The sequence below is a fragment of the Nonomuraea muscovyensis genome (assembly GCF_014207745.1).
Lineage (GTDB): Bacteria > Actinomycetota > Actinomycetes > Streptosporangiales > Streptosporangiaceae > Nonomuraea > Nonomuraea muscovyensis.
The window spans coordinates 1,259,970-1,278,901 of the sequence record NZ_JACHJB010000001.1 but is presented as its reverse complement, the minus strand read 5'-3'; the positions used below and the strand labels follow the sequence as shown (position 1 = coordinate 1,278,901).

The 18,932-nt window shown below is 72.9% G+C and carries 21 protein-coding genes; 11 read left to right on the top strand and 10 right to left on the bottom strand.

All coding sequences use genetic code 11. The features are described 5' to 3' along the window. Window positions 1-5 precede the first annotated feature (5 nt). On the bottom strand, window positions 6-743 hold the full coding sequence (locus FHU36_RS06050) for an enoyl-CoA hydratase family protein (protein WP_185082798.1): 738 nt from the start codon (window positions 741-743) through the stop codon (window positions 6-8). A 48-nt stretch (window positions 744-791) separates the two neighbouring features. Here FHU36_RS06050 and FHU36_RS06045 point away from each other — a divergent pair, with 48 nt between their 5' ends. The 3 genes from FHU36_RS06045 (at window position 792) to FHU36_RS06035 (ending at window position 4,075) form a co-directional block, all read left to right on the top strand. Next, window positions 792-1,640, top strand: coding sequence for an SDR family oxidoreductase (locus FHU36_RS06045; RefSeq protein ID WP_185082797.1), 849 nt, complete (start codon window positions 792-794; stop codon window positions 1,638-1,640). A 308-nt stretch (window positions 1,641-1,948) separates the two neighbouring features. After that, window positions 1,949-3,490, top strand: coding sequence for an MFS transporter (locus FHU36_RS06040; RefSeq protein ID WP_185082796.1), 1,542 nt, complete (start codon window positions 1,949-1,951; stop codon window positions 3,488-3,490). A 12-nt stretch (window positions 3,491-3,502) separates the two neighbouring features. Beyond that, window positions 3,503-4,075, top strand: coding sequence for a TetR/AcrR family transcriptional regulator (locus FHU36_RS06035; protein ID WP_376774113.1), 573 nt, complete (start codon window positions 3,503-3,505; stop codon window positions 4,073-4,075). Window positions 4,076-4,127: 52 nt separating this feature from the next. Here FHU36_RS06035 and FHU36_RS06030 read toward each other — a convergent pair whose 3' ends face one another. Further along, window positions 4,128-4,787, bottom strand: coding sequence for an NIPSNAP family protein (locus FHU36_RS06030; protein WP_312891452.1), 660 nt, complete (start codon window positions 4,785-4,787; stop codon window positions 4,128-4,130). 115 nt (window positions 4,788-4,902) lie between these two features. Here FHU36_RS06030 and FHU36_RS06025 point away from each other — a divergent pair, with 115 nt between their 5' ends. Genes FHU36_RS06025 through FHU36_RS06015 form a run of 3 tightly spaced genes read left to right on the top strand, consistent with a single transcriptional unit; the run spans window position 4,903 to window position 6,283 of the window. Further along, complete coding sequence (locus FHU36_RS06025; protein WP_185082794.1) at window positions 4,903-5,151, top strand: hypothetical protein; 249 nt, start codon at window positions 4,903-4,905, stop codon at window positions 5,149-5,151. A gap of 11 nt (window positions 5,152-5,162) precedes the next feature. Further along, on the top strand, window positions 5,163-5,423 hold the full coding sequence (locus FHU36_RS06020; protein ID WP_185082793.1) for a hypothetical protein: 261 nt from the start codon (window positions 5,163-5,165) through the stop codon (window positions 5,421-5,423). Between the two features lie 44 nt (window positions 5,424-5,467). After that, window positions 5,468-6,283, top strand: coding sequence for an ATP-grasp domain-containing protein (locus FHU36_RS06015; protein WP_185082792.1), 816 nt, complete (start codon window positions 5,468-5,470; stop codon window positions 6,281-6,283). Between the two features lie 4 nt (window positions 6,284-6,287). Here the strand turns inward: FHU36_RS06015 and FHU36_RS06010 are convergent, their stop codons facing one another. The 6 genes from FHU36_RS06010 to FHU36_RS05985 form a co-directional block, all read right to left on the bottom strand. Further along, window positions 6,288-7,583, bottom strand: coding sequence for a DUF2252 domain-containing protein (locus FHU36_RS06010; RefSeq protein WP_185082791.1), 1,296 nt, complete (start codon window positions 7,581-7,583; stop codon window positions 6,288-6,290). Window positions 7,584-7,658: 75 nt separating this feature from the next. Then, window positions 7,659-8,657 (bottom strand): hypothetical protein, encoded by a 999-nt coding sequence (locus tag FHU36_RS06005; protein ID WP_185082790.1) that lies wholly within the window; start codon window positions 8,655-8,657, stop codon window positions 7,659-7,661. Continuing rightward, complete coding sequence (locus FHU36_RS06000) at window positions 8,654-9,145, bottom strand: PadR family transcriptional regulator (RefSeq protein ID WP_312891451.1); 492 nt, start codon at window positions 9,143-9,145, stop codon at window positions 8,654-8,656. The genes FHU36_RS06005 and FHU36_RS06000 overlap by 4 nt, the downstream gene beginning before the upstream one ends. 38 nt (window positions 9,146-9,183) lie before the next feature. Further along, window positions 9,184-9,957 carry an SDR family oxidoreductase gene (locus FHU36_RS05995; protein ID WP_185082789.1) on the bottom strand — a complete coding sequence of 258 codons (774 nt, stop codon included), beginning with the start codon at window positions 9,955-9,957 and terminating at the stop codon, window positions 9,184-9,186. A gap of 11 nt (window positions 9,958-9,968) precedes the next feature. Next, a complete protein-coding gene (locus tag FHU36_RS05990; protein WP_185082788.1) occupies window positions 9,969-11,096 on the bottom strand; it encodes an acyl-CoA dehydrogenase family protein in 1,128 nt (375 codons plus the stop codon). Then, on the bottom strand, window positions 11,093-11,695 hold the full coding sequence (locus FHU36_RS05985; RefSeq protein ID WP_435829351.1) for a flavin reductase family protein: 603 nt from the start codon (window positions 11,693-11,695) through the stop codon (window positions 11,093-11,095). Before FHU36_RS05985 ends, FHU36_RS05990 begins: the two co-directional genes overlap by 4 nt. Window positions 11,696-11,860: 165 nt before the next feature. Here FHU36_RS05985 and FHU36_RS05980 point away from each other — a divergent pair, with 165 nt between their 5' ends. The 5 genes from FHU36_RS05980 (at window position 11,861) to FHU36_RS05960 (ending at window position 16,367) form a co-directional block, all read left to right on the top strand. Continuing rightward, on the top strand, window positions 11,861-13,018 hold the full coding sequence (locus FHU36_RS05980) for a thiolase C-terminal domain-containing protein (protein WP_185082787.1): 1,158 nt from the start codon (window positions 11,861-11,863) through the stop codon (window positions 13,016-13,018). 6 nt (window positions 13,019-13,024) lie between these two features. Next, complete coding sequence (locus FHU36_RS05975; protein WP_185082786.1) at window positions 13,025-13,432, top strand: Zn-ribbon domain-containing OB-fold protein; 408 nt, start codon at window positions 13,025-13,027, stop codon at window positions 13,430-13,432. A gap of 507 nt (window positions 13,433-13,939) precedes the next feature. After that, a complete protein-coding gene (locus tag FHU36_RS05970; protein ID WP_312891450.1) occupies window positions 13,940-14,677 on the top strand; it encodes a GntR family transcriptional regulator in 738 nt (245 codons plus the stop codon). 200 nt (window positions 14,678-14,877) lie between these two features. Continuing rightward, window positions 14,878-15,492 carry a GNAT family N-acetyltransferase gene (locus FHU36_RS05965; protein ID WP_185082784.1) on the top strand — a complete coding sequence of 205 codons (615 nt, stop codon included), beginning with the start codon at window positions 14,878-14,880 and terminating at the stop codon, window positions 15,490-15,492. 194 nt (window positions 15,493-15,686) lie between these two features. Next, window positions 15,687-16,367, top strand: a complete 681-nt coding sequence (locus FHU36_RS05960; protein WP_185082783.1) for a copper homeostasis protein CutC — start codon at window positions 15,687-15,689, stop codon at window positions 16,365-16,367. Between the two features lie 13 nt (window positions 16,368-16,380). Here the strand turns inward: FHU36_RS05960 and FHU36_RS05955 are convergent, their stop codons facing one another. Continuing rightward, entirely contained in the window at window positions 16,381-17,577 is a 1,197-nt protein-coding gene (locus tag FHU36_RS05955; RefSeq protein WP_185082782.1) for a DUF6986 family protein, read from the bottom strand. Between the two features lie 9 nt (window positions 17,578-17,586). Continuing rightward, window positions 17,587-18,894, bottom strand: coding sequence for an FAD-dependent oxidoreductase (locus FHU36_RS05950; RefSeq protein ID WP_185082781.1), 1,308 nt, complete (start codon window positions 18,892-18,894; stop codon window positions 17,587-17,589). Window positions 18,895-18,932: the final 38 nt, after the last annotated feature.

Here is an 18,932-nt window from a genome sequence, read left to right as displayed (position 1 = left end):
CTTGCTCACATGCCCTCCACGAAGCGGTCGCGGTGCTCGTCGCCGGCGCCCATCAGGTTCAGCTCGAAGGTGAAGCCCTGCTCGAACCGGTAGCCGCGCTTGACGTCCACCGGGTCGATGCCGTTCAGCGACTCCTTGGCCCGGCGGATCACGTACGGGTCCTTGGCGGCGATGCCGCCCGCCACCTCCAGGGCCACCTCGCGCAACTTGTCTCGCGGCGCGACCTCCAGCACCGAGCCGAACGCGCGCAGCTCGGCGGCCGTCACGTTCCGGCAGGTGTAGACCATGGCGCGCATCAGGTGCTGGGGCACCAGCCTGGACAGGTGGGTGGCCGCCCCGAGCGCCCCGCGGTCCACCTCGGGCAGGCCGAAGTAGGCGTCGTCGGAGGCCACCACGATGTCGGCGTTGCCCGCCAGCCCGACGCCGCCGCCCAGGCAGAACCCGTGCACCGCCGCGATCACCGGCACCGCGCAGTCGTAGACGGCGGCGAAGGCCGCGTAGCAGCCGCGGTTGGCCCCGACCAGCGCCCGATGGCCCGCGGTGGCCTGCATCTCCTTGATGTCCACGCCCGCGTTGAAGCCGCGCCCCTCGGCCCGCAGGACGACGACCCGGGTCGCCGGGTCCTCCCCGGCCTCGCGCACGGCCCGCGCCAGGTCGTGCCAGTGCCGGACGGCCAGGGCGTTGACCGGCGGGACGTCCATGACGACCTCGGCGATCGGACCGGCTCGCAGCGTGATCCCCATCCCGCTCCCCAGGTGTGCACCTAACGCTTGCTTGGTACGGTAGCACCCGTGACCGTGACTTACGACTACACGGGCAGGACCGTCCTCGTGACAGGCGGGACCAAGGGGATCGGCGCGGGCGTCGCCGCCGCCTTCGCCGCCGCCGGGGCGCACGTCGTCGTCTGCGCCCGCACCTCGCCACCCGGGCCCCCGCCGCCCGGCTCGGCGCCGCCCGGCTCGGCGCCACCCGGCTCGGCGCAGGCCGGTTCTGTGCAGGCCGGTTCTGTGCCGGGCGGCTCCGCGTCGCCCGGTCTCGCGCCGGACATCCGTTTCGTCCAGGCCGACGTGCGGGACCCCGAGGACGTGGAGCGGCTCGTCCGGGGTCTGGACCGGCTGGACGTGGTCGTCAACAACGCCGGCGGGTCACCGTACGCGCCGCTGGCGGACACCTCGCCCAGGCTGCACGCCCGGGTCGTCGAGCTCAACCTCCTCGCGCCGCTCCTCGTGGCGCGGCAGGCGTACCCGCTCCTCAGGGAGGTGGGCGGGGCGATCGTGATGATCGGCAGCGCCAGCGGGACCCGGCCGTCGCCGGGCACCTCCGCCTACGGCGCCGCCAAGGCGGGACTGCACCACCTGGCCCGCTGCCTGGCGGCGGAGTGGGCGCCCGAAGTGCGGGTCAACACGGTCGTGGTCGGCCTGGCGTCCACCGAGAACGCCGCCTCCCACTACGGCCCCGACCGGGCCGCCGTGGACGCCACCATCCCCGCCGGACGAATGGCCACCCCGGCCGACGTGGCCGCCGCCTGCCTGTGGCTGGCCGCCCCCGGGTACGTCACCGGGGCCGAGGTGCACGTGCACGGCGGCGGCGAGGTCCCGGCCTGGAGCCGCCTGGCCGGCCATCCGCCGCAGGACCCCTGACCGGCGCAGGAGGGGAACGCCCGGCGTGCGGAAGGAAAGTCCCGGTGTGGGTGCCTGACGGGAAGCCGCACGCGCCGGGCGGGACGCCGTACGCGTCGGACGGGAAGCCGCGCGTGCCGGGCGGGACACCGCGCGCGGATTGGACGCCGTGCGCGCCGCACTGGGGTCCGGGTGCCATGGCGGGCGCAGTGACGCGAGCGATCGGCCGAGACCCGCACCTCTTCACCTGTCGCGACTTTCGCTGGCAAAGTTGAACTATGGTACAAGTAGTACGTTGGTTCAACTATCGATGGCGAGGTGTGACGCGCATGGAACAGTCGGCGCGGGCTGGGTGGAGTGAGTGGGGCGGTCTTGCGCTGTTGGCGCTACCGACCGTGCTGCTGGGGCTCGATGTGACGGCGCTCTACCTGGTCGTCCCGAGCCTGGCCGCTGACCTGCATCCGAGCGCGACGGAGACGTTGTGGATCATGGACGCTTACGGCTTCCTCATCGCGGGATTCCTGATCGCGATGGGTACGCTGGGTGATCGGATCGGCCGGCGCCGGATGCTGATGATCGGAATGGCCGCGTTCGGGGCGGCCTCGATCTTCGCGGCGTTCGCCCCCAGCGCCTTGTGGTTGATCGTGGCGCGGGCGCTGCTCGGAGTGGCCGGAGCGACACTCATGCCCTCCACGCTGTCGCTGATCAGCAACATGTTCACCGACGTCCGGCAACGGGCGTTGGCGATCGGCGTGTGGGCCACGATGTTCGCGCTGGGGATGGCCGCCGGCCCGGTGGTGGGCGGGGCGATGGTCGCCGCGTTCTGGTGGGGCGCGGCCTTCCTCGTCGCGGTGCCGGTCGCTGTGCTGGTGCTGGTCGGCGCGCCGGCGCTGCTGCCGGAGTATCAGAGCCGCGCCGGTCGTCTCGACCTGCCGAGCGTCGGGTTGTCCCTGGCGGCGATGCTGCCGATCATCTACGCGATCAAACATGCGGCCGCCCACGGCATCGACGTCCAGGCATTGGCCGCCGTCCTCGTCGGGGCTGCCAGCGCCGTCGCGTTCGTCCGCCGTCAGCTGCGCCTGAGCGAACCGCTGCTGGACATGAAGCTCTTCACCAGCCGGGCCTTCTCCGCGGCTCTGGGCGTCCTGTTGATCGGCCTGGTCGGCTTCGGCGGGGTGATGTTCCTGGTCACCCAGTACCTGCAGCTCGTCGAGGGTCTTTCGCCGACGGCGGCCGGGCTGTGGATGGGTCCGCCGGCCCTGGCCATGCTCGTCGGGGCCATCGGCGCCCCTCTTGTGGCCGGTCGGGTATCCCCGGGGGTCGTCATGTCGGTCACGCTGGTGTTGTCGTTGGCCGGATACGCGCTGCTGGGCCTCGCGGGGGCCGGCAGCACGTTGAGCGTGGTCGCCGGATTCGCCTTCGTCTACCTGGGACTCGGGGTCATCGCCGCGCTCGGCACCGACATCGTCGTGGGGGCGGCACCCTCGGAGAAGTCCGGGTCGGCGGCCGCGCTCTCGGAGACCGTGCAGGAGCTCGGCATCGCGGCAGGGGTCGCACTCCTGGGAAGCCTCACCACGGTGATCTACCGGAGCGGGGTCGAGCCTCCCGCCGGGCTGTCCCCGTCCGCGGCGGAGACGTACGGCGACAGTCTCTCCGGAGCCTTGCTCCTCGCGAACCAACTGCCGGCCCGGGCTCTCGACCACGCACGAACCGCGTTCACCAGTGGACTCAACACCGCCGCCACGGTAGCGGGCCTCGCCGTGGCGGCTGCTGCGCTCGCCTGCTTCGCGACGCTGCGACACCTCCGGCCTCTCGGCCACACCGGCCCCGAGGCGGAGCCGGTAGCCTGCGACACGCAGGAGCGGCGATGAAGAGTGAGCAGGATGATGGTGGCTGAACACGACCCTGTCGATGGGCGCAAAGTGCGCGGTCAGCGCCGCCGGGCCCAGATCATCGAGGCGACGCTCGCGATCGTTCGCCGCGACGGCGCCACCGGTGTCACCCACCGCACCGTGGCCAAGGAGGCGGGGATCACCACAAGCCTGACCCTCTACTACTTCGCGACCTTGGACGACCTACTGGTCGCCGCCCTGACCAGCGTCACGGACGAGTACACCCACCGCATCCGTCGACTCATCGAGTCCGATGACGACCCGGTCGGCGGTCTCGCCCACCTCATCGCCGAATCCGCCGGCGCGGGCAGGGAACGCGCCCTTGCCGAACGCGAGCTGTCGACCCTGGCGGCTCGCCGGCCAGCCCTACGGCCAGCCGCACGACGCTGGCGCGACAACGTCGCCGAACTCGCCCGGACACAGACCGACGAGCCCGATGCGATCGAAGCCTTCGTCGCCCTGTCCGACGGCCTGTGCGCGGCCATCCTCCTCGACGACGACGAGGCCGACCCGGACCACATCCGCGCGGTCCTCGGCAGAGCACTCCAGCGAACCCGCCCGTAGCCTGTCGTCGACGTCAGCGCGTCCTGAGGCCCGGTCGGCCCGCTCGTCCCCGTCACCGCAGGGCCGAGCGAGGAGTGGGGGAGAGGCGGAAACGCCGCGGCGGGGCCGTCAGCCACGCGTCCACCCCGGGCGGCTCGGCCGGGCATGCCTCCGCCGGGCCGCCGAGCCTGGCGAGCCACACGAAGACCGTCTGGTCGGTGCGGACGGGCAGGGCGGGGAAGGTGTTCTCGGCGTCCTCGGTCTCGAAGCAGGCCACCGGCGGCACCCCGGCCGAGGCCAGCGCGGGCGCCACCCGGTCGGCGAAGAACCCGGCGAACCCCGCTCCGACGGGCCAGACGTGGGCCACGTACCGGGCCTCGGGCATCTCGGTGGCGCCGGTGGGAGGCCGTCCGGTCGCAGGGAGGGGATCGCCGGGGAACGCCGGGCGGAGCAGGAGGACGTCGTCGGAGTCGATCATCGTGGCGTTGGCGGCGTCGCGGTGGGCCCGCCAGACGGGCCCGCCGTAGAAGGCCGTCAGCGCCGCCCGTCGAGCCTCCATGTCAGGAAATTTCCTCATCCAGCAGAAGACGTCCGGCTTGTCCACGTCTCGGAACTGGCCGACCACCCCCATCCCGGCCGCCTCCTGCGACTCGACGAACTCCCGCTCGAACAGCTCGATCAGCTCGTCCCGGCGGCCGGGACGCAGCGTGTAGCGCCTGAACTCGTAGATCACGCACCGCACGGTACGACCGCGTCGCTGACATCCTCTGTCAGCGTCCCCATGGCCGAACAATCTTTCAGTAACTATCGGTCACGTGATGTCAACGGAGAGTTATAGGATCGTCCGCGTGATCAAAAAGCTGTGCGTCATCGCGGCGGCCACGGCCGGAGCCGCTCTGCCCGCCCTGCCCGCCCAGGCCGACACCTGGACGGGCAACCAGAGCCGCGTCGCGGACTCCGCCCAGTCGGGCAACGTCTTCGGCGACATCGCCGCCACCCACCGCGCCTGGGGCTGGTCCACCAACGTGACCAACGTCAACGGCACGGCCACGACCGCCACCCACGGCGGCACCGTGGTCACCTACGTCTTCTACTGAAAGGGCCCACCATGATCAGCACCTTCCGCCTCGCCGCCGTGTCCCTGGCCGCCGTGGCCGGCCTCGCCGCGCCCGCCGCCCCGGCGCTCGCCGACACCACCACGAAGAACTCCAGCTCCGTCCGCGAGTCCGCGCAGTCGGGCAACGTCTTCGGCGACGTCCTCACCCGCGCCTCCGGCAGCGGCTCGGCGACCAACGTCACGTCCGTCAACGCCAACACCGTGACCGCCGCCCGGGGCGGCCGCGCCGTCCTGGTCTCCGAGGTCGACTGACCCGGCGGCGGGCCCGGGCACGTGACGCGCATACCATCGGCACCGTGTTCACCTGTGCCTATGTGACGTTCGACGACCCGGATCAGCACGACGACGAGCGCGAGCTCGCCCTGGCCGCCTGGCGGGAGGCCGGCATCACGGGGCGGGCCGAGCGGTGGGACGACCCCGAGGTCCGCTGGGAGTCCTACGACGCCGTCGTCGTCCGGTCGGTCTGGGACTATCTCGCCCGCCGCGAGGAGTTCCTCGCCTGGGCCCGCCGCGTCGAGGCCACCACCAGGCTGCTCAACCCCGCCCAGGTGCTGGAGCGCAACACCGACAAGACCTACCTGCGTGAGCTGGGCGTGCCGGTCGTGCCCACCCACTGGTCGTCGCGCGACCTGCCCGCCTGGGACGAGTACGTCGTCAAGCCCGCCGTCTCGGCGGGCGCCCGCGACACCGTCAGGACCACCGATCCCGGCCGCGCCCGCGCCCACGCGGCCTGGCTGGAGGAGACCGGCCGCACCCCCATGGTCCAGCCGTACCTCGACATGGTCGAGGCGGAGGGCGAGACCTCCCTGCTCCACTTCAACCGCCGCTTCAGCCACGCCGTCCGCCGCACCCCCATGCTCAGCCCGGGTGTGGCGGGCGCCGACCAGGTCAGGGCGCAGCCGCGCATCCCGGCCCCGGACCAGGTCGAGCTCGCCGAGAAGGTGCTTGCCGCCATCCCCGAGGCACTCCTTTACGCGCGGATCGACCTGGTCCGGCTCCCTGACGGCACCCCCGTGGTGATCGAGGTGGAGCTGACCGAGCCCTACCTGTTCCTGCGCTACGACCCGGGCGCGGCGGCCGGCCTCGCCAGGGCCCTGCGCGAGTTGCTGTAGCGCCTCACACCCCGGGCAGACGACCGTTGCGGAACAGGTCGACGAACGTCTGGTGGTCGGCGCGCACCTGCGCCCCGTACCGGTGCGCGAAGTCCACCAGCATCGCCCCGAACCCGGGTCCGTCGCCGCCGGCCACCGCCACGATCGCCTCCTCGGTCGAGAAGTCCACCAGGTCGTGGCTCGACTCGTCGTCCGCCACCGCGTGCATCCGCGCCACCGCCCGCCCCAGGTCGCGCATGATCGAGGCGAGCTCGTCCGGCTCGTTCACGTCGTCCCAGTCGAGGTCGGCCGAGTACGGCGAGACCTCGGCCACGAGCTGTCCCACGCCGTGCAGCACGGTGTAGCCCAGCCACGGGTCGGCGTAGGCCTGCAGCGCCCGCTGTGACTCGGCGGTGCGATGCCCCTGGTGCCGGAAGTGGCCGGCCACCTTCTCGTCGGCGACGTGCCGGGCCACCGCGGGCACCTGCGCCTGCTTCATGTAGAGGATGACGTCGTTCTCCAGCGCCTGCGAGCGCCCCTCCAGCAGCAGGTTGTACGAGGGGAGCCCCGCCGAGCCGATGCCCACGCCCTTGCGCAGCGCCACGTCCTTGATCACGTGCTCCACCGAACCGGTCTGCGCGGGGAGCGTGGTCAGGTAGTCGCCGAACGCCGCCAGCACCGCCTCCCGGGTCGCCGGATCGACGGCCTCCCGCCCGTCCATGATCGCGAATCGCCGCTCGTAGTCGTCGATCACGGTCTCGGCGTCCAGCAGCGACACCCGCGTGTTCAGCCGCGCCGTCTGCAGCACCCGGTGCAGCACGCCGGTGGTGGTGTCGAGGGTGAGTGAGCCGATGGCGTCGTCGCCGCCGTGGGCGATGGCGGTCAGCTCGTCGAGGTAGGCGGCGGCGAAGCCGGTCACCAGCGCGCCGATCGCCTCGTCCGACAGCGCCTTGGCGTACCCGAGCAGCGCCACGCTGGCCGCGAAGCGCTTGAGGTCCCAGGTGTACGGCCCGACGTACGCCTCGTCGAAGTCGTTGACGTTGAACACCAGCACGCCGGAGGCGTTCATATAGGTGCCGAAGTTCTCGGCATGCAGGTCGCCGTGGATCCACACCCGGCGGGTCGGCTCGTCGAGGAAGGAGTCGTCGGCGTACGTGCCGGCCAGGTCGGCGTAGAACAGGCACGCGCTGCCCCGGTAGAAGGCGAACGGGGAGGCGGCCATCTTGCGGAACTTGCGCCGGAAGGCGGCAGGCTCGCGCCTCATGGACGCGCCGAACTCGGCCATGAGGACGTCGAGCAGGAAGGAGGAGCGTGGGCTCATACCCGGACGGTAAGCTCCCCCGCCTCCTGCCGCCCATCCTTTCCCACCGATCCCGGCGAAGTGTCATGCGACAGGTCAGGCGGATACCTGCCGCGCGGCGGGCAGGGCCCGCACCCCGGCGACCAGCAGCAGTGACACCATCACCGCGAGCATGGCGCACTGGACGACACCCGTCACCCACAGAGGCTGGTTGAACTCCAGCGGCAGGCCCACCGGCAGCCGGTAGGCCGCCAGCAGCATGCCGCCCGTCGCCAGGGCCAGCAGCACGGAGGGCGACCGGCGCCGGGCGAGCGCGATTGCTCCGGCCACCAGCACGGCCACGATCGCGAGCCCGTCGGGACTGAGCCAGAACGCCACCCACAGGAGGGGCTCGGCCTCGGGCCCCGGCATAGCGCTCTCCAGGGCGACCAGCGGGAGTTCGAGCGCCAGAGGCAGGGCGGCGAGGGCCAGGGGCGGGACGACGCGGTCCCACGGGCGGGGTGCCGGCCGCGCGTCGCGGTGGAACCCCACCAGCAGGGCGAGCAGCGTCGTCACGACGATCAGCGCGGCGGTTCCCTCCGACCAGCCCAGGAGCTCGACGGGCAGGCCGGTGGCGAGTGCGTAGAGCGACGACCCGCCACCCACCAGCGCCGCCGCCTTCGCCGGCCGGACGTGCCCCCGCATGACGGCCACGTACGCGGCGACCCAGGCGCAGTCCACCAGCGTCAGGGCGACCTGGCGAGCACCGGGAGGCGCGACGAGCAGCGTGGACAGGCCGTGCGACAGCAGAGAGTAGAGGCTGACCAGCGCCTGGAAGCCCACGCCCAGCAGCGCGAGGAGCCGGACGGCCTCGCCCCAGGCGACGAACCTGGGCTCGGCGCCCGCCCCGCCGAGCCGCACCCGCACCGCGAGCGCGACCACGCTGGCGATCTCGCCCCAGCGCGGGCGGGGGCCGCGCTCGTCCGGCACCTCCCCGGACATCTCCATGAACGCCGCCACCATCTCGTCCTCCCGCTCCGCCCGGTAGGAGGCCGGCAGGAGCCGGAGGACGGCACGGTAGCGCTGCTCCAGCAGCACCGGGCAGGGTTCGGTCACGCGACACCTCCGTTGACCGCCGCACGCGCGGCGAGAGCGGTCAGGGCAGAACCGGCGAGCGCCACCAGAGCGGTGGCCGGCCGTGTGATGGGACCCCGGCCGGTCGGGGACCGGCGGGGCTCGGGCACGGTGGATCCGGGCACAGTGGATTCGGGCGCGGTGGATCCGGGCCCCGCGCGGCGGGCGCGCAGGCGGGCCGTCGCGGCCTCGGCGTTGGCGGCCAGCCGGGTGGCCTCGCCGGCCAGGGCCTCGGCGCCCTCGTCGGTCAGCCGGTAGTAGCGCCGCAGCCGCCCCTGCTGCACCTCCTCGCGGTCGAGCTCCACCAGCCCGTCGGCGGCGAGCCGGTCGAGCACGCCGTACAGGGAGCCGATCTTGAGCTGGACCCGCCCCCCGGACAGCCGGTCGACCTCCTGGACGATCCCGTAGCCATGCCGGGGCTCGTCCACCAGTGCGGTGAGCGCGAGGAACATGGGCTCCGTTATGTTCACGGCCTCACTATATCCTGTGAGGCAGGATATGGGCTGTCTCAGGGGTGCTGAGCGGAGACCGAGACGACCTCCCCGGTCATGTACGAGGCGTAGTCGCTGGCCAGGAACACGATCACGTTGGCCACCTCCCACGGCTCCGCCGAGCGGCCGAACGCCTCGCGCGCCGCCAGCTCCGCCAGCAGCTCCTCGCTGGTCACCCGGGCCAGGAACGGATGCACCGCCAGCGACGGCGCCACCGCGTTCACCCGGATGCCGTGCTCGGCGACCTCCATCGCCACGCACCTGGTCAGCGCCATGACCCCGGCCTTGGCCGCGGCGTAGTGCGCCTGCCCCCGCTGCGCCCGCCAGCCCACCACCGAGGCGTTGTTGACGATGACGCCCGACCCCTGGCCGATCATCAGCCGCACGGCGGCCCGGGTGCAGCGCATCGTGCCGTTCAGCGTCACGTCGAGGACGGCGTGCCACTGCTCGTCCGCCATGCCCGCCAGCTCGGCCGTGCCGCCCAGCCCCGCGTTGTTGACCACCACGTCCAGCCTGCCGTGCGCCGACACCACCGCGTCGAACAGCGCCACCACCTGCGCCTCCGACGTCACGTCGCACGGCACCGCGAGCGGCTTGACGCCGGTCAGCTCCGCCAGCGCCTCGGCGGCCTCGGCCAGGCGGCGCTCGTGCCGGTCGGACAGGACGACCACGGCCCCCTCCTCGGCGCAGCGCCGGGCCGTCGCGTAACCGATGCCGGCGCCCGCCGCGGCCGTCACCAGCGTGACCCTGCCGTCGAGCAGGCCGTGTCCACGCGGGTAGGCCGGTGCCATGATGGTCCCCCTCACTGCCGGGGCAGCCCCAGCGTGCGTTCGGCGATGATGTTGCGCTGGATCTCGCTCGACCCGGCGTAGATCGTGTCCGCGCGGCTGAAGAGGTAGAGGCGCTGCAGGTCGTCCAGCTCGCCGTCCCGGGCGACCAGCCCGGCCCGGCCCTGGACGGCCTGGGCCAGCTCGCCGAGCCGGCGATGCCACTCCGACCAGTAGAGCTTGCCGATCGACGCCTCGGGGCCGGGGTCGGGCCGCAGGGCGCGCAGCGCGTTCAGCCGCATGATCTCCAGCTCCAGCCACGCCCTGACCAGCCGGTCGCGCAGCACGGGGTCGCTCACGGCGCCGGTGCGCCGGGCCGTCTCGATCACCCTGTCCAGCTCGCGGCGGAAGCCGATCTGCTGGCCGAGCGTGGACGCGCCCCGCTCGTGGCCGAGCGTGGCCATCGCCACCCGCCACCCGTCGCCCGGCTCGCCCAGGATGTCGCCGGCGGCGGTGACGGCGCCGTCGAAGAACACCTCGTTGAACTCCGAGGTGCCGGTCATCTGCACGATCGGCCGCACCTCGACGCCGGGCTGCCGCATCGGCACCAGCAGGTAGGACAGGCCCCGGTGCCGCTGGGAGCCCGGCTCGGTCCGGCACAGCACGAAGCACCAGTCGGCCAGGTGGGCGAGGGACGTCCACACCTTCTGTCCGGTGACCACCCACCGGCCGCCCTCCAGGTGCGCCCTGGTGCGCACCGCGGCCAGGTCGGACCCGGCGTCCGGCTCGGAGTAGCCCTGGCACCACAGCTCCTCGCCCCGCTGGATCGGCGGCAGGAAGCGGGCCCGCTGCTCCTCGGTGCCGAACTCCAGGATCGTCGGCCCGACCAGTCCCTCGCCGATGTGGCCCACCCGGGCGGGGGCGTCGGCCCGGGCGTACTCCTCGTGGAAGGCCACCTGGTCCTCCAGGGAGGCGGCGCGCCCGCCGTACCGCTCGGGCCAGGCCAGGCAGGTCCAGCCCGCCTTGCCGAGGTGGCGCTCCCAGGCCAGCCGGAGCTCGTGTCCTTCGTGCTCGCGGCCGGGCCCGCCCAGGCCGCGGGCACCGGCGAACTCGCCCGTCAGGTTCTCCGCCAGCCATGCCCGCGCCTGTTCGCGCAGGCTCAACGGAAGCCCCCGTAGCCGCCCCGGAAGAACACCAGCGGCCCGCCGTCGGCGTGCGTGTCGAGCTGGAGCACCCGCGCGACCACGATCACGTGGTCGCCTGCGGGATGCTCGGCCTCGACGGCGCAGTCCATCCAGGCCAGTGCCCCGTCCAGCACCGGGTTGCCGCCGGGCGAGCCGGTCCAGCCCACCCCGGCGAACTTGTCGCCGCCCCGCGTCGCGAGCTGCGTGCACACCGGCTGCTGGTGCTCGGCCAGGACGTTCACGGTCAGCGCCTTGGCGCCGCGCACCCGCGGCCAGCTCGTGCTGGTGTGCGCCACGCAGAACGCCACCAGCGGCGGGTCCAGGGAGACGGAGGTGAAGGAGTTGGCGGCCAGGCCGCACGGCTCGCCGCTCACCGGGTCGAGCGCGGTGATCGCCACCACTCCGGTGGCGAACCTCCCGAGCACCTGCCTGAAGCGCCGGCTGTCGAGATGGCCGTTCGCGCTCTCGGGGGGTTGGCCGTTGGGCATGGCGGCTCCGTGGAGGGCTTTGCGCTGGTGGGGCGTCGGGCGGCCCGCACAGCCGTCCGGCGCGATCAGCCGGGCAGCGTGTGTGCTCATCTCGTGGCCTCCTCGGGTTCCGCCGTCCTCATTATCTTACCAAGCGCTTGCTTGGACGGTAGGCGTGCGGGCGGAAACCTGTCAAGCGGATCGGGGGTCCTGGAGGTGCCGGTGCGTTGACATGCCGGGAATTTCGGGCCTAGCGTGGCGGTTGTGGTCAAGCGCTTGCTTGAATTCAGGGATCGTACGGCGATCGCCGGCGTGGGCTACACCCCGTTCGGCAAGGACTCCGGCGTGAGCACGCTGACGCTGGCCTGCCGGGCCGTCATGGCGGCCCTGGACGACGCCGGGCTGGGCCCGGACGACGTGGACGGCCTGGCCACCCACCGGGTCGGCGACTCGGCGGCCCCCTCCCTGGTCGGCCCCGCCCTGGGCATCGACGACCCGCACTGGCACCTGGACCAGTTCGGCGGGGGCAGCGTCTCGCACGCCGTCGTCGCCCAGGCGGCGCTGGCGGTCGCGACGGGCATGGCGGAGACGGTCGTCTGCTACCGGGCGATCAACGCGCGCTCGGAGTTCCGGATGGGCGGCACCGGCCGGGCCCTGCCGGTGAGCCCGGAGGTGCAGTACCAGGCCCCGTACGGGTACGTGGCGCCCCCGCAGCAGTTCGCGATGTACGCCCGCGCGCACATGCTGAAATATGGGACGAAAGCCGAGCATTTCGGACAGCTCGCGGTGACCCAGCGCGCGAACGCCGCGAAGAACCCCCGCGCCCTCATGCGCACCCCCATCACCCTGGACGACTACCTCGCCAGCAGGTGGATCGCCGAGCCGTTCCGGCTGCTCGACTGCTGCCTGGAGACGGACGGCGCGTGCGCGCTCGTCATCACCTCCGCCGAGCGCGCCCGCGACCTGCGCCGCCCGCCGGTGCTCGTCTCGGCCGCCGCCTGGGGCGGCGGGCAGTCGCACCTGTCGGGCGGGCCGTCCGACCCGACGACCACGGCCGCCGCCGCCCTGGCCCCCCGCCTGTACGGCCAGGCCGGGCTCGGTCCCGCCGACATCGACGTGGCGCAGCTCTACGACTGCTTCACCTACTCGGTGATCGTGCAGGTGGAGGACTACGGCTTCTGTCCCAAGGGCGAGGGCGGCCCGTTCGTGGCCTCCGGCGCCACCGCCCTGGACGGGACGCTGCCGGTCAACACCCACGGAGGCTTTCTGTCCGAGGGCTACGTCCACGGCGTGAACCACATCGCCGAGGCCGTCTCGCAACTGCGTGGCGACGCGGGCGACCGGCAGGTGCACGGCGCCGAGGTCGCCCTCTCGACGGCGCAGCCCGGCTACGTCCTGCCCGCCACCTCGGCGCTGATCCTCAGAAGGGGCTGAACCGCCATGCCCGACCCGTCTCCCGGAGCCTGGACGCCCGACCGCGACTCGGCCCCGTGGTGGGAGCGGGCCGGGCGCGGGGAGTTCGCCGTCCAGCGGTGCGACGCCTGCGGGACGCCCCGCCTGCCCGCCCGGGCGTTCTGCCCGGCCTGCCGTACGGAGGGCTGGCACTGGGAGGCGGCCGAGCCGGTGGGGACGGTGGAGAGCTGGATCGTCAACCGCCGGGCGTTCGCGCCGGGGATGGCGGTGCCGTACGTGGTGGTCATGGTCCGGCCGGACGCGGTGCCCGGCTGCCTGCTGCACGGGAGCTGGCACGCCGCCCGCGAGCCGGTGGGCGGTGAACGGGTGCGAGGCGTCTTCGTGCCGGTGCGCGACGGACCGGCGCTGATCGGTTGGGAGCCGGTCGTGCGATGAAGCGCAGGCCGTGCCGCCGGTCAGCGTGCCGTCAGGCCCGGCCCCGGAAGAGGAACGCGCGCCCTGGCGGGCGTGGGGGACCCGCCAGGACGCGCTTCCTGCCCCATGTGCGGCGGCGTCAGGACTCCGGCGAGGGATGGAGTCCTAAGCCGCTTGGTCGCGCATGGAGTCGGTGGGGGAGTGTGGAGACTCCGGTCGCCGGTGGTGCCCTGCCGGCAGGAACGGCATGGACACGATATCGCCGGTGCTCTGGCTGGTGTGACCGAAACCCTGGCGAGGCAACCCGTAACGCAGTAAACGTGTTGCATCGCGTGGGTCTTGCCAGGACGGGTATGGCCTACCCGCGTGGACCGGCAACACCGGCTGTCACCCCCTCCGGCCTTTCGATGGATTTGTACCAACGAATGGATGATGCTGCCGTCGAGGCGCTTTGGTCAAGGGGTTGTGGCCTGCTAGAACCAGATCGTCTAAATTGTTGGAACAAAAGGGGTGAAAGTGGCAAGGTCGGTGCTGTATCAGCAGGTGGCTTCGGAACTGCGGAAGGCCATCTACTCCGGTGAGCTCGGTCCCGGAGCGCAGCTGCCGACCGAGGCTCAGCTCATGGAAGACCATGGCGTGAGCCGCAACACCGTCCGGCTGGCCCTGGGTGAGCTGGTCAACGAGGGGCTGGTGACGCGCACCCCCCGTCGCGGCACGGTGGTCCGGGACCGGCGGCCGCTGCTCATCTACCCGCAACGCGAGCTGGAGCCGCAGCCGACGGAAGAGCTGCGTGAGGCGTTCGCCTTCGCGGTGGCCCAGGAGGGCCGCGAGCCGAGCCAGCTCATCGAGGTGCTGACCGTCACGCCGGTCGAGGAGATCGCGAGCCGGCTGGAGCTGTCCGAGGGTGAGCTCGCCGTGGTGCGGCGGCGGCTTCGCTTCGTGGACGGCCAGCCGTACAACACCAACGACTCGTACTTCCCGCGCGATTTGGTGGCCAACTCGGAAATCGCCAGGCCAGGCGACATCGCGCGCGGTGCGAACCGGGTTCTGGAGGAGCTCGGGCACGAACAAGTTCGGGTAGTTGATGACATTTGGGCGCGAATGCCCAACCAAGAGGAAGCTGAGCGGCTTCAATTGGAACTCGGCACGCCTGTTGTCGTGTATGTCCGAGTTGGTTACGACAGGGCTGATATGCCGGTGCGCGTCGCGGTGTCGGTGCTCCCCGCGGACAAGCACTTGATCAGATACGAGCTCGACCGCCGCTGATCGAGCTCGGTTGGGGGTGATCCCGCCGCCGGCCCGCCGCGAGTAATCCGGCCTCGCAGGGCTGGGGGAGTCGTGCATACTCCCCCGAATCCCGATTTATGCGTATATATCGCCTTTAGTCCCTAGTTCGAGCCGACGCGCCGCAGCGAGATCACGTTCTGTGATCGCTCGGACACTCACCGCACCGAAAGGGCGACACCATGCACCTCGACACCCTCCTCCACCCGCTCGCACTCCGCCGCGCCGAGCCCGCCGACCTGCCGGGCGTCCTCACCCTCCTCGCCGAGGCCGCCGAATGGCTGCACGGCCGGGGCGTCCGCCAGTGGCCCCGGGGCGGCTTCGGCCCCGAGCGCATCGAGCCGCTCATCGAGGAGCGCGTGCTCTACCTGCTCGACGACGAGCTCGCCCACCTCGACCCCGACGTGGACGCCGCGAACTGGCGCCGGCCCATCGCGACCATCGCCATCGACGGCCACGCCGACCCCGAGTTCTGGACCCCCGGCGACAGTCCCGACGCCGCCCTGTACGTCCACAAGCTCGCCGTCGCCCGCCCCTGGGCCGGTCACGGTCTGGGGGACGCCCTGCTCGACTGGGCGGGCGGCACCGCCTACGCCACCGGCCGCCCGTGGCTCCGCCTCGACTGCGCCAAGGACAACCGGGGCCTGCAGGCCTACTACCGCCGCCGCGGTTTCCGGCACGTCCGCACGGTCGACCTCCCGCACCGCGCCTCCGGCGCCCTCTTCGAGCGCCCCGCCGACGACACCCTCGTCACCGCCTTCCGCGACCTCACCGTCCCCGCCCTCATCGGCGCCTGACGCAGCCCTCCAGGGGGTGCCGCTCGAGGACGTCCTGCTGCTCGATGGCGTGGTGGCCCCCGGCGCTGAAGGCAGGACCGTCCTGGTGCGTACCCGTGCGCCAGGGTGGCCGTCGCGCACGTGCGACTCGGGCCGCACGGACTTTTGGGGCCTATCGCAGCGGAACCGGGCAGAGCACCCTATAACCTCTCTCTATGACCGGTTCCCTCCTTGAGGTGATCGCGCTGGACGTGCGCGACGCCGTGGCCGCCGAACAGGGCGGCGCCGACCGCCTGGAGGTCGTCACCGACATGGCGGCCGACGGGCTGTCCCCCACGCCGGAAACGGTCGCCGCGATCGCCGCCGAGTGCCCGCTGCCGCAGATGGTGATGCTCCGCATCGACGTCTCGTTCACCGCCGACGCCGCCGTGCTCGACCGGCTGAGCCGCGAGGCGAAGGCGCTCGCGCAGGCCGGGGCGGCGGGGTTCGTCTTCGGGTTCCTCGACGGGGCCGGCACGGTCGACCTGGCCGCCACCGAGGCGCTCATCCACGCCGTGTCGCCGCTGCCGTGGACGTTCCACCGGGCCGTCGACCACGCGGGCGACGTCCAGGCGGCCTGGCGCGCCGTGCGCCTGCTGCCCAACCTGGCCACCGTCCTCACCGCGGGCGCGCCCACCGGCGTCGGCGACGGCCTGCCCGTGCTCAAGACCCGCGCCGAGGCCGGGGACGCGTCGATCATCCTGGCGGGCGGCGGGCTCCTGCCGCAGTACGTGCCCGCCCTGCTCGACTACGGGGTCCGGGCCTTCCACGTCGGCTCGGCCGTCCGTACGAGCTGGTCGGAGCCGGTCGACTGGGGCCTCGTCCGCCGCTGGCGCACCCTCGTCGACCGCGATTGACGACCGGCGGACGTCAGCCCAAGGCGGCGTCGGCGCGGCGCAGCGCGGCCGCCAGGGTCCTGACCGTGGCCGGCTCGTCCATGACGCCGCCCCCGGCCGCCCGCCGCTCCTCCCACGCCCGCACCCGGTCGCGGTAGCCGTCGTAGGTGGCCAGGTGGAAGGCGTAGACGGTGGCGAAGCGGCTCACCAGGTGCGACGGGTGCATGTCCCACCCCTGGTGGAAGCCGTGCCGCAGCGAGTGCCTGACCAGCTCCGCGTGCCGGGCCCACAGGGCCCGCACGTCGGCGGCCGAGCCGGAGGCCGGCGACGCGGCCAGCGACCCGTCCGACAGCTCCACACCGGTGCCCGCGAACGCCACCTGCATCACGTGCCGGGCGTGGTCGCAGGCCGGATGGTCGAGCCGCTGCTCGTGCGGCGGCAGCCCGATCGCCGCCGTGTAGTCGAACACCCCGAAGTGCGCGGCCGACAGCCGCCCGCCGAGCGACTCCGCCAGGTCGCCGCGCAGGAACCCCAGCGTCTGCGGCGCCTCCACCTGCATCTCGAACCGCAGCCCCGCCACGCCGAGCCGCGCCTCCAGCCGGTCGAGGACCGCCGCGAACTGCCCCAGGTAGCCGGCCATCAGCACCTTCGGGAACGTCACCACGAAGCCCGGCGGCAGCTCGCCGGCCCGCGCCACCACCTCCGTGACGAACCCGTCGAGCGTCCGCACCGCCCGCCCCGCGTCGCCGTCGGCGAACGACTTGACCCGCGGCCCCCACCGCCGCGGCAGCGTCCCGGCGGCCCGCATCGCGGCCACCGCCTCCGCCGCCGCCTCCACGTGCGCGTCCTCCTCGGCGGCGGACCGCACGCCGTAGCCGTCCTCGAAGTCGATCCGCAGGTCCTCGACGGGCTCGCGGGCGAGCTTGCGCAGCACCCGTTCGCGCACGCCCGGCGCGAGCTCCTCCGTGACTCCTTGCGCGACCCCTCCCGCGACCCCTCCCGTGAGGCCGAAGACCTCGGCCACCTCGTCGGGACCGGCCAGGTGCGCCTCGGCCAGGGCCAGCGCCTCACCGCCCCAGTCGGCGACGGTGGCGGCGGAGAACCGGTCGGCGGGCACGTACACGGTGTGCACCGGCTGCCAGGCCGCGGCCCCGCCGGGCCAGCGCGCCCGCTGCGCCCGGTACGCCTCCTCGAACCCGGCAGGCGGAACGTCCCCCACGGTCACACGCATGGGGCCACCCTAGGGGCGGGGACGGCAGGCGCGCAGCATGGCCTCCAGGCCGGTCAGCTTGACCCGTTCGCCCCGGCCCAGCGACCTGGCCAGCTCCGCCTCGGCCGCCTCGATCGCCAGCCAGTCGTCGTAGGTCACCGGCCGCACCCCGCGCCGGGCCAGCAGCTCGTCGAGGTCCGCGTGCCGGGCCGGCTCCCGGCCGGCGAGGTCGGACAGCAGCGTGCGGACCGTCTCCGCCGCGTCGGACTTGTTGGTGCCGATCACGCCGGTGGGCCCGCGCTTGAGCCAGCCGGCGACGTACTCGCGCTCGCGCACCCGGCCCGCCTCGTTCGGCACCGTCATCGTCTCCCGCGAGAACGGCACGCCCGGCAGCGGAACGCTCTGGTAGCCCACCGATCGCAGCACCATCCCGACCGGCAGCGTCTCGAACTCGCCGGTGCCGGCCACGCGCCCCTCGGGGGTCAGGCGGGTGCGTTCGAGGCGCAGGCCCTCCACCCGCTCGGCGCCGATGATCTCCACCGGGCGCAGCCAGAAGCGCACGTCCAGGCGGCGCGGCCGGCCGGACGGGGCGCGCTGCGCCCACGACCGCAGCACGTCCAGGTTGCCGCGCACCTGCCGCGGATAGTCGCCGCCGAGCACGACGGCCTCCTCCGGGCGCACGCAGACGTCGGCGTTGGCCAGCTCGCCCAGCTCACGCAGTTCCTTCAGGGTGAACTTGGCGTGCTGCGGCCCCCGGCGGCCGATCATGTGGATGGCCTTGACCTGGCTCTGGCCGAGCCGTTCGAGCACGTCGTGCGGCACGTCGGTGGCGCTCAGCTCCTCGGCCGTCTTGGCCAGCACCCGCACCACGTCGACGGCCACGTTGCCGACCCCGATGACCGCGACCTCGGGGCTGTCGAGCACGAACCGGGACGGCTCCACGTCGGGGTGGCCGCAGTACCAGTTGACGAAGTCGGTCGCCGCCACGCTGCCCGGCAGGTCCTCGCCGGGGATGCCGAGCCTGCGGTCCACCATCGCGCCCGTGGCGTAGACGACGGCGTCGTAGGCGCCCAGCAGCTCAGCGGCCGACACGTGCTCGCCGAGCGTGACGCCGCCGAGGAAGCGCACCTGGGGCAGCTCCAGCACGCGGCGCAGGTAGTTGGCGATGGACTTGATCGACGTGTGGTCGGGCGCCACACCGTATCTGACCAGCCCGTACGGGGTGGGCAGGCGTTCGAGCACGTCCACCTCGACCGGCTCGGGCGACTGCTTGACCAGAGCCTCGGCCGTGTAGATCCCGGCAGGACCCGACCCGATCACCGCCACGCGCAGACCCACGTCGCCTCCAGGCCTCGTGATTGCCGCTTCGAGATGAT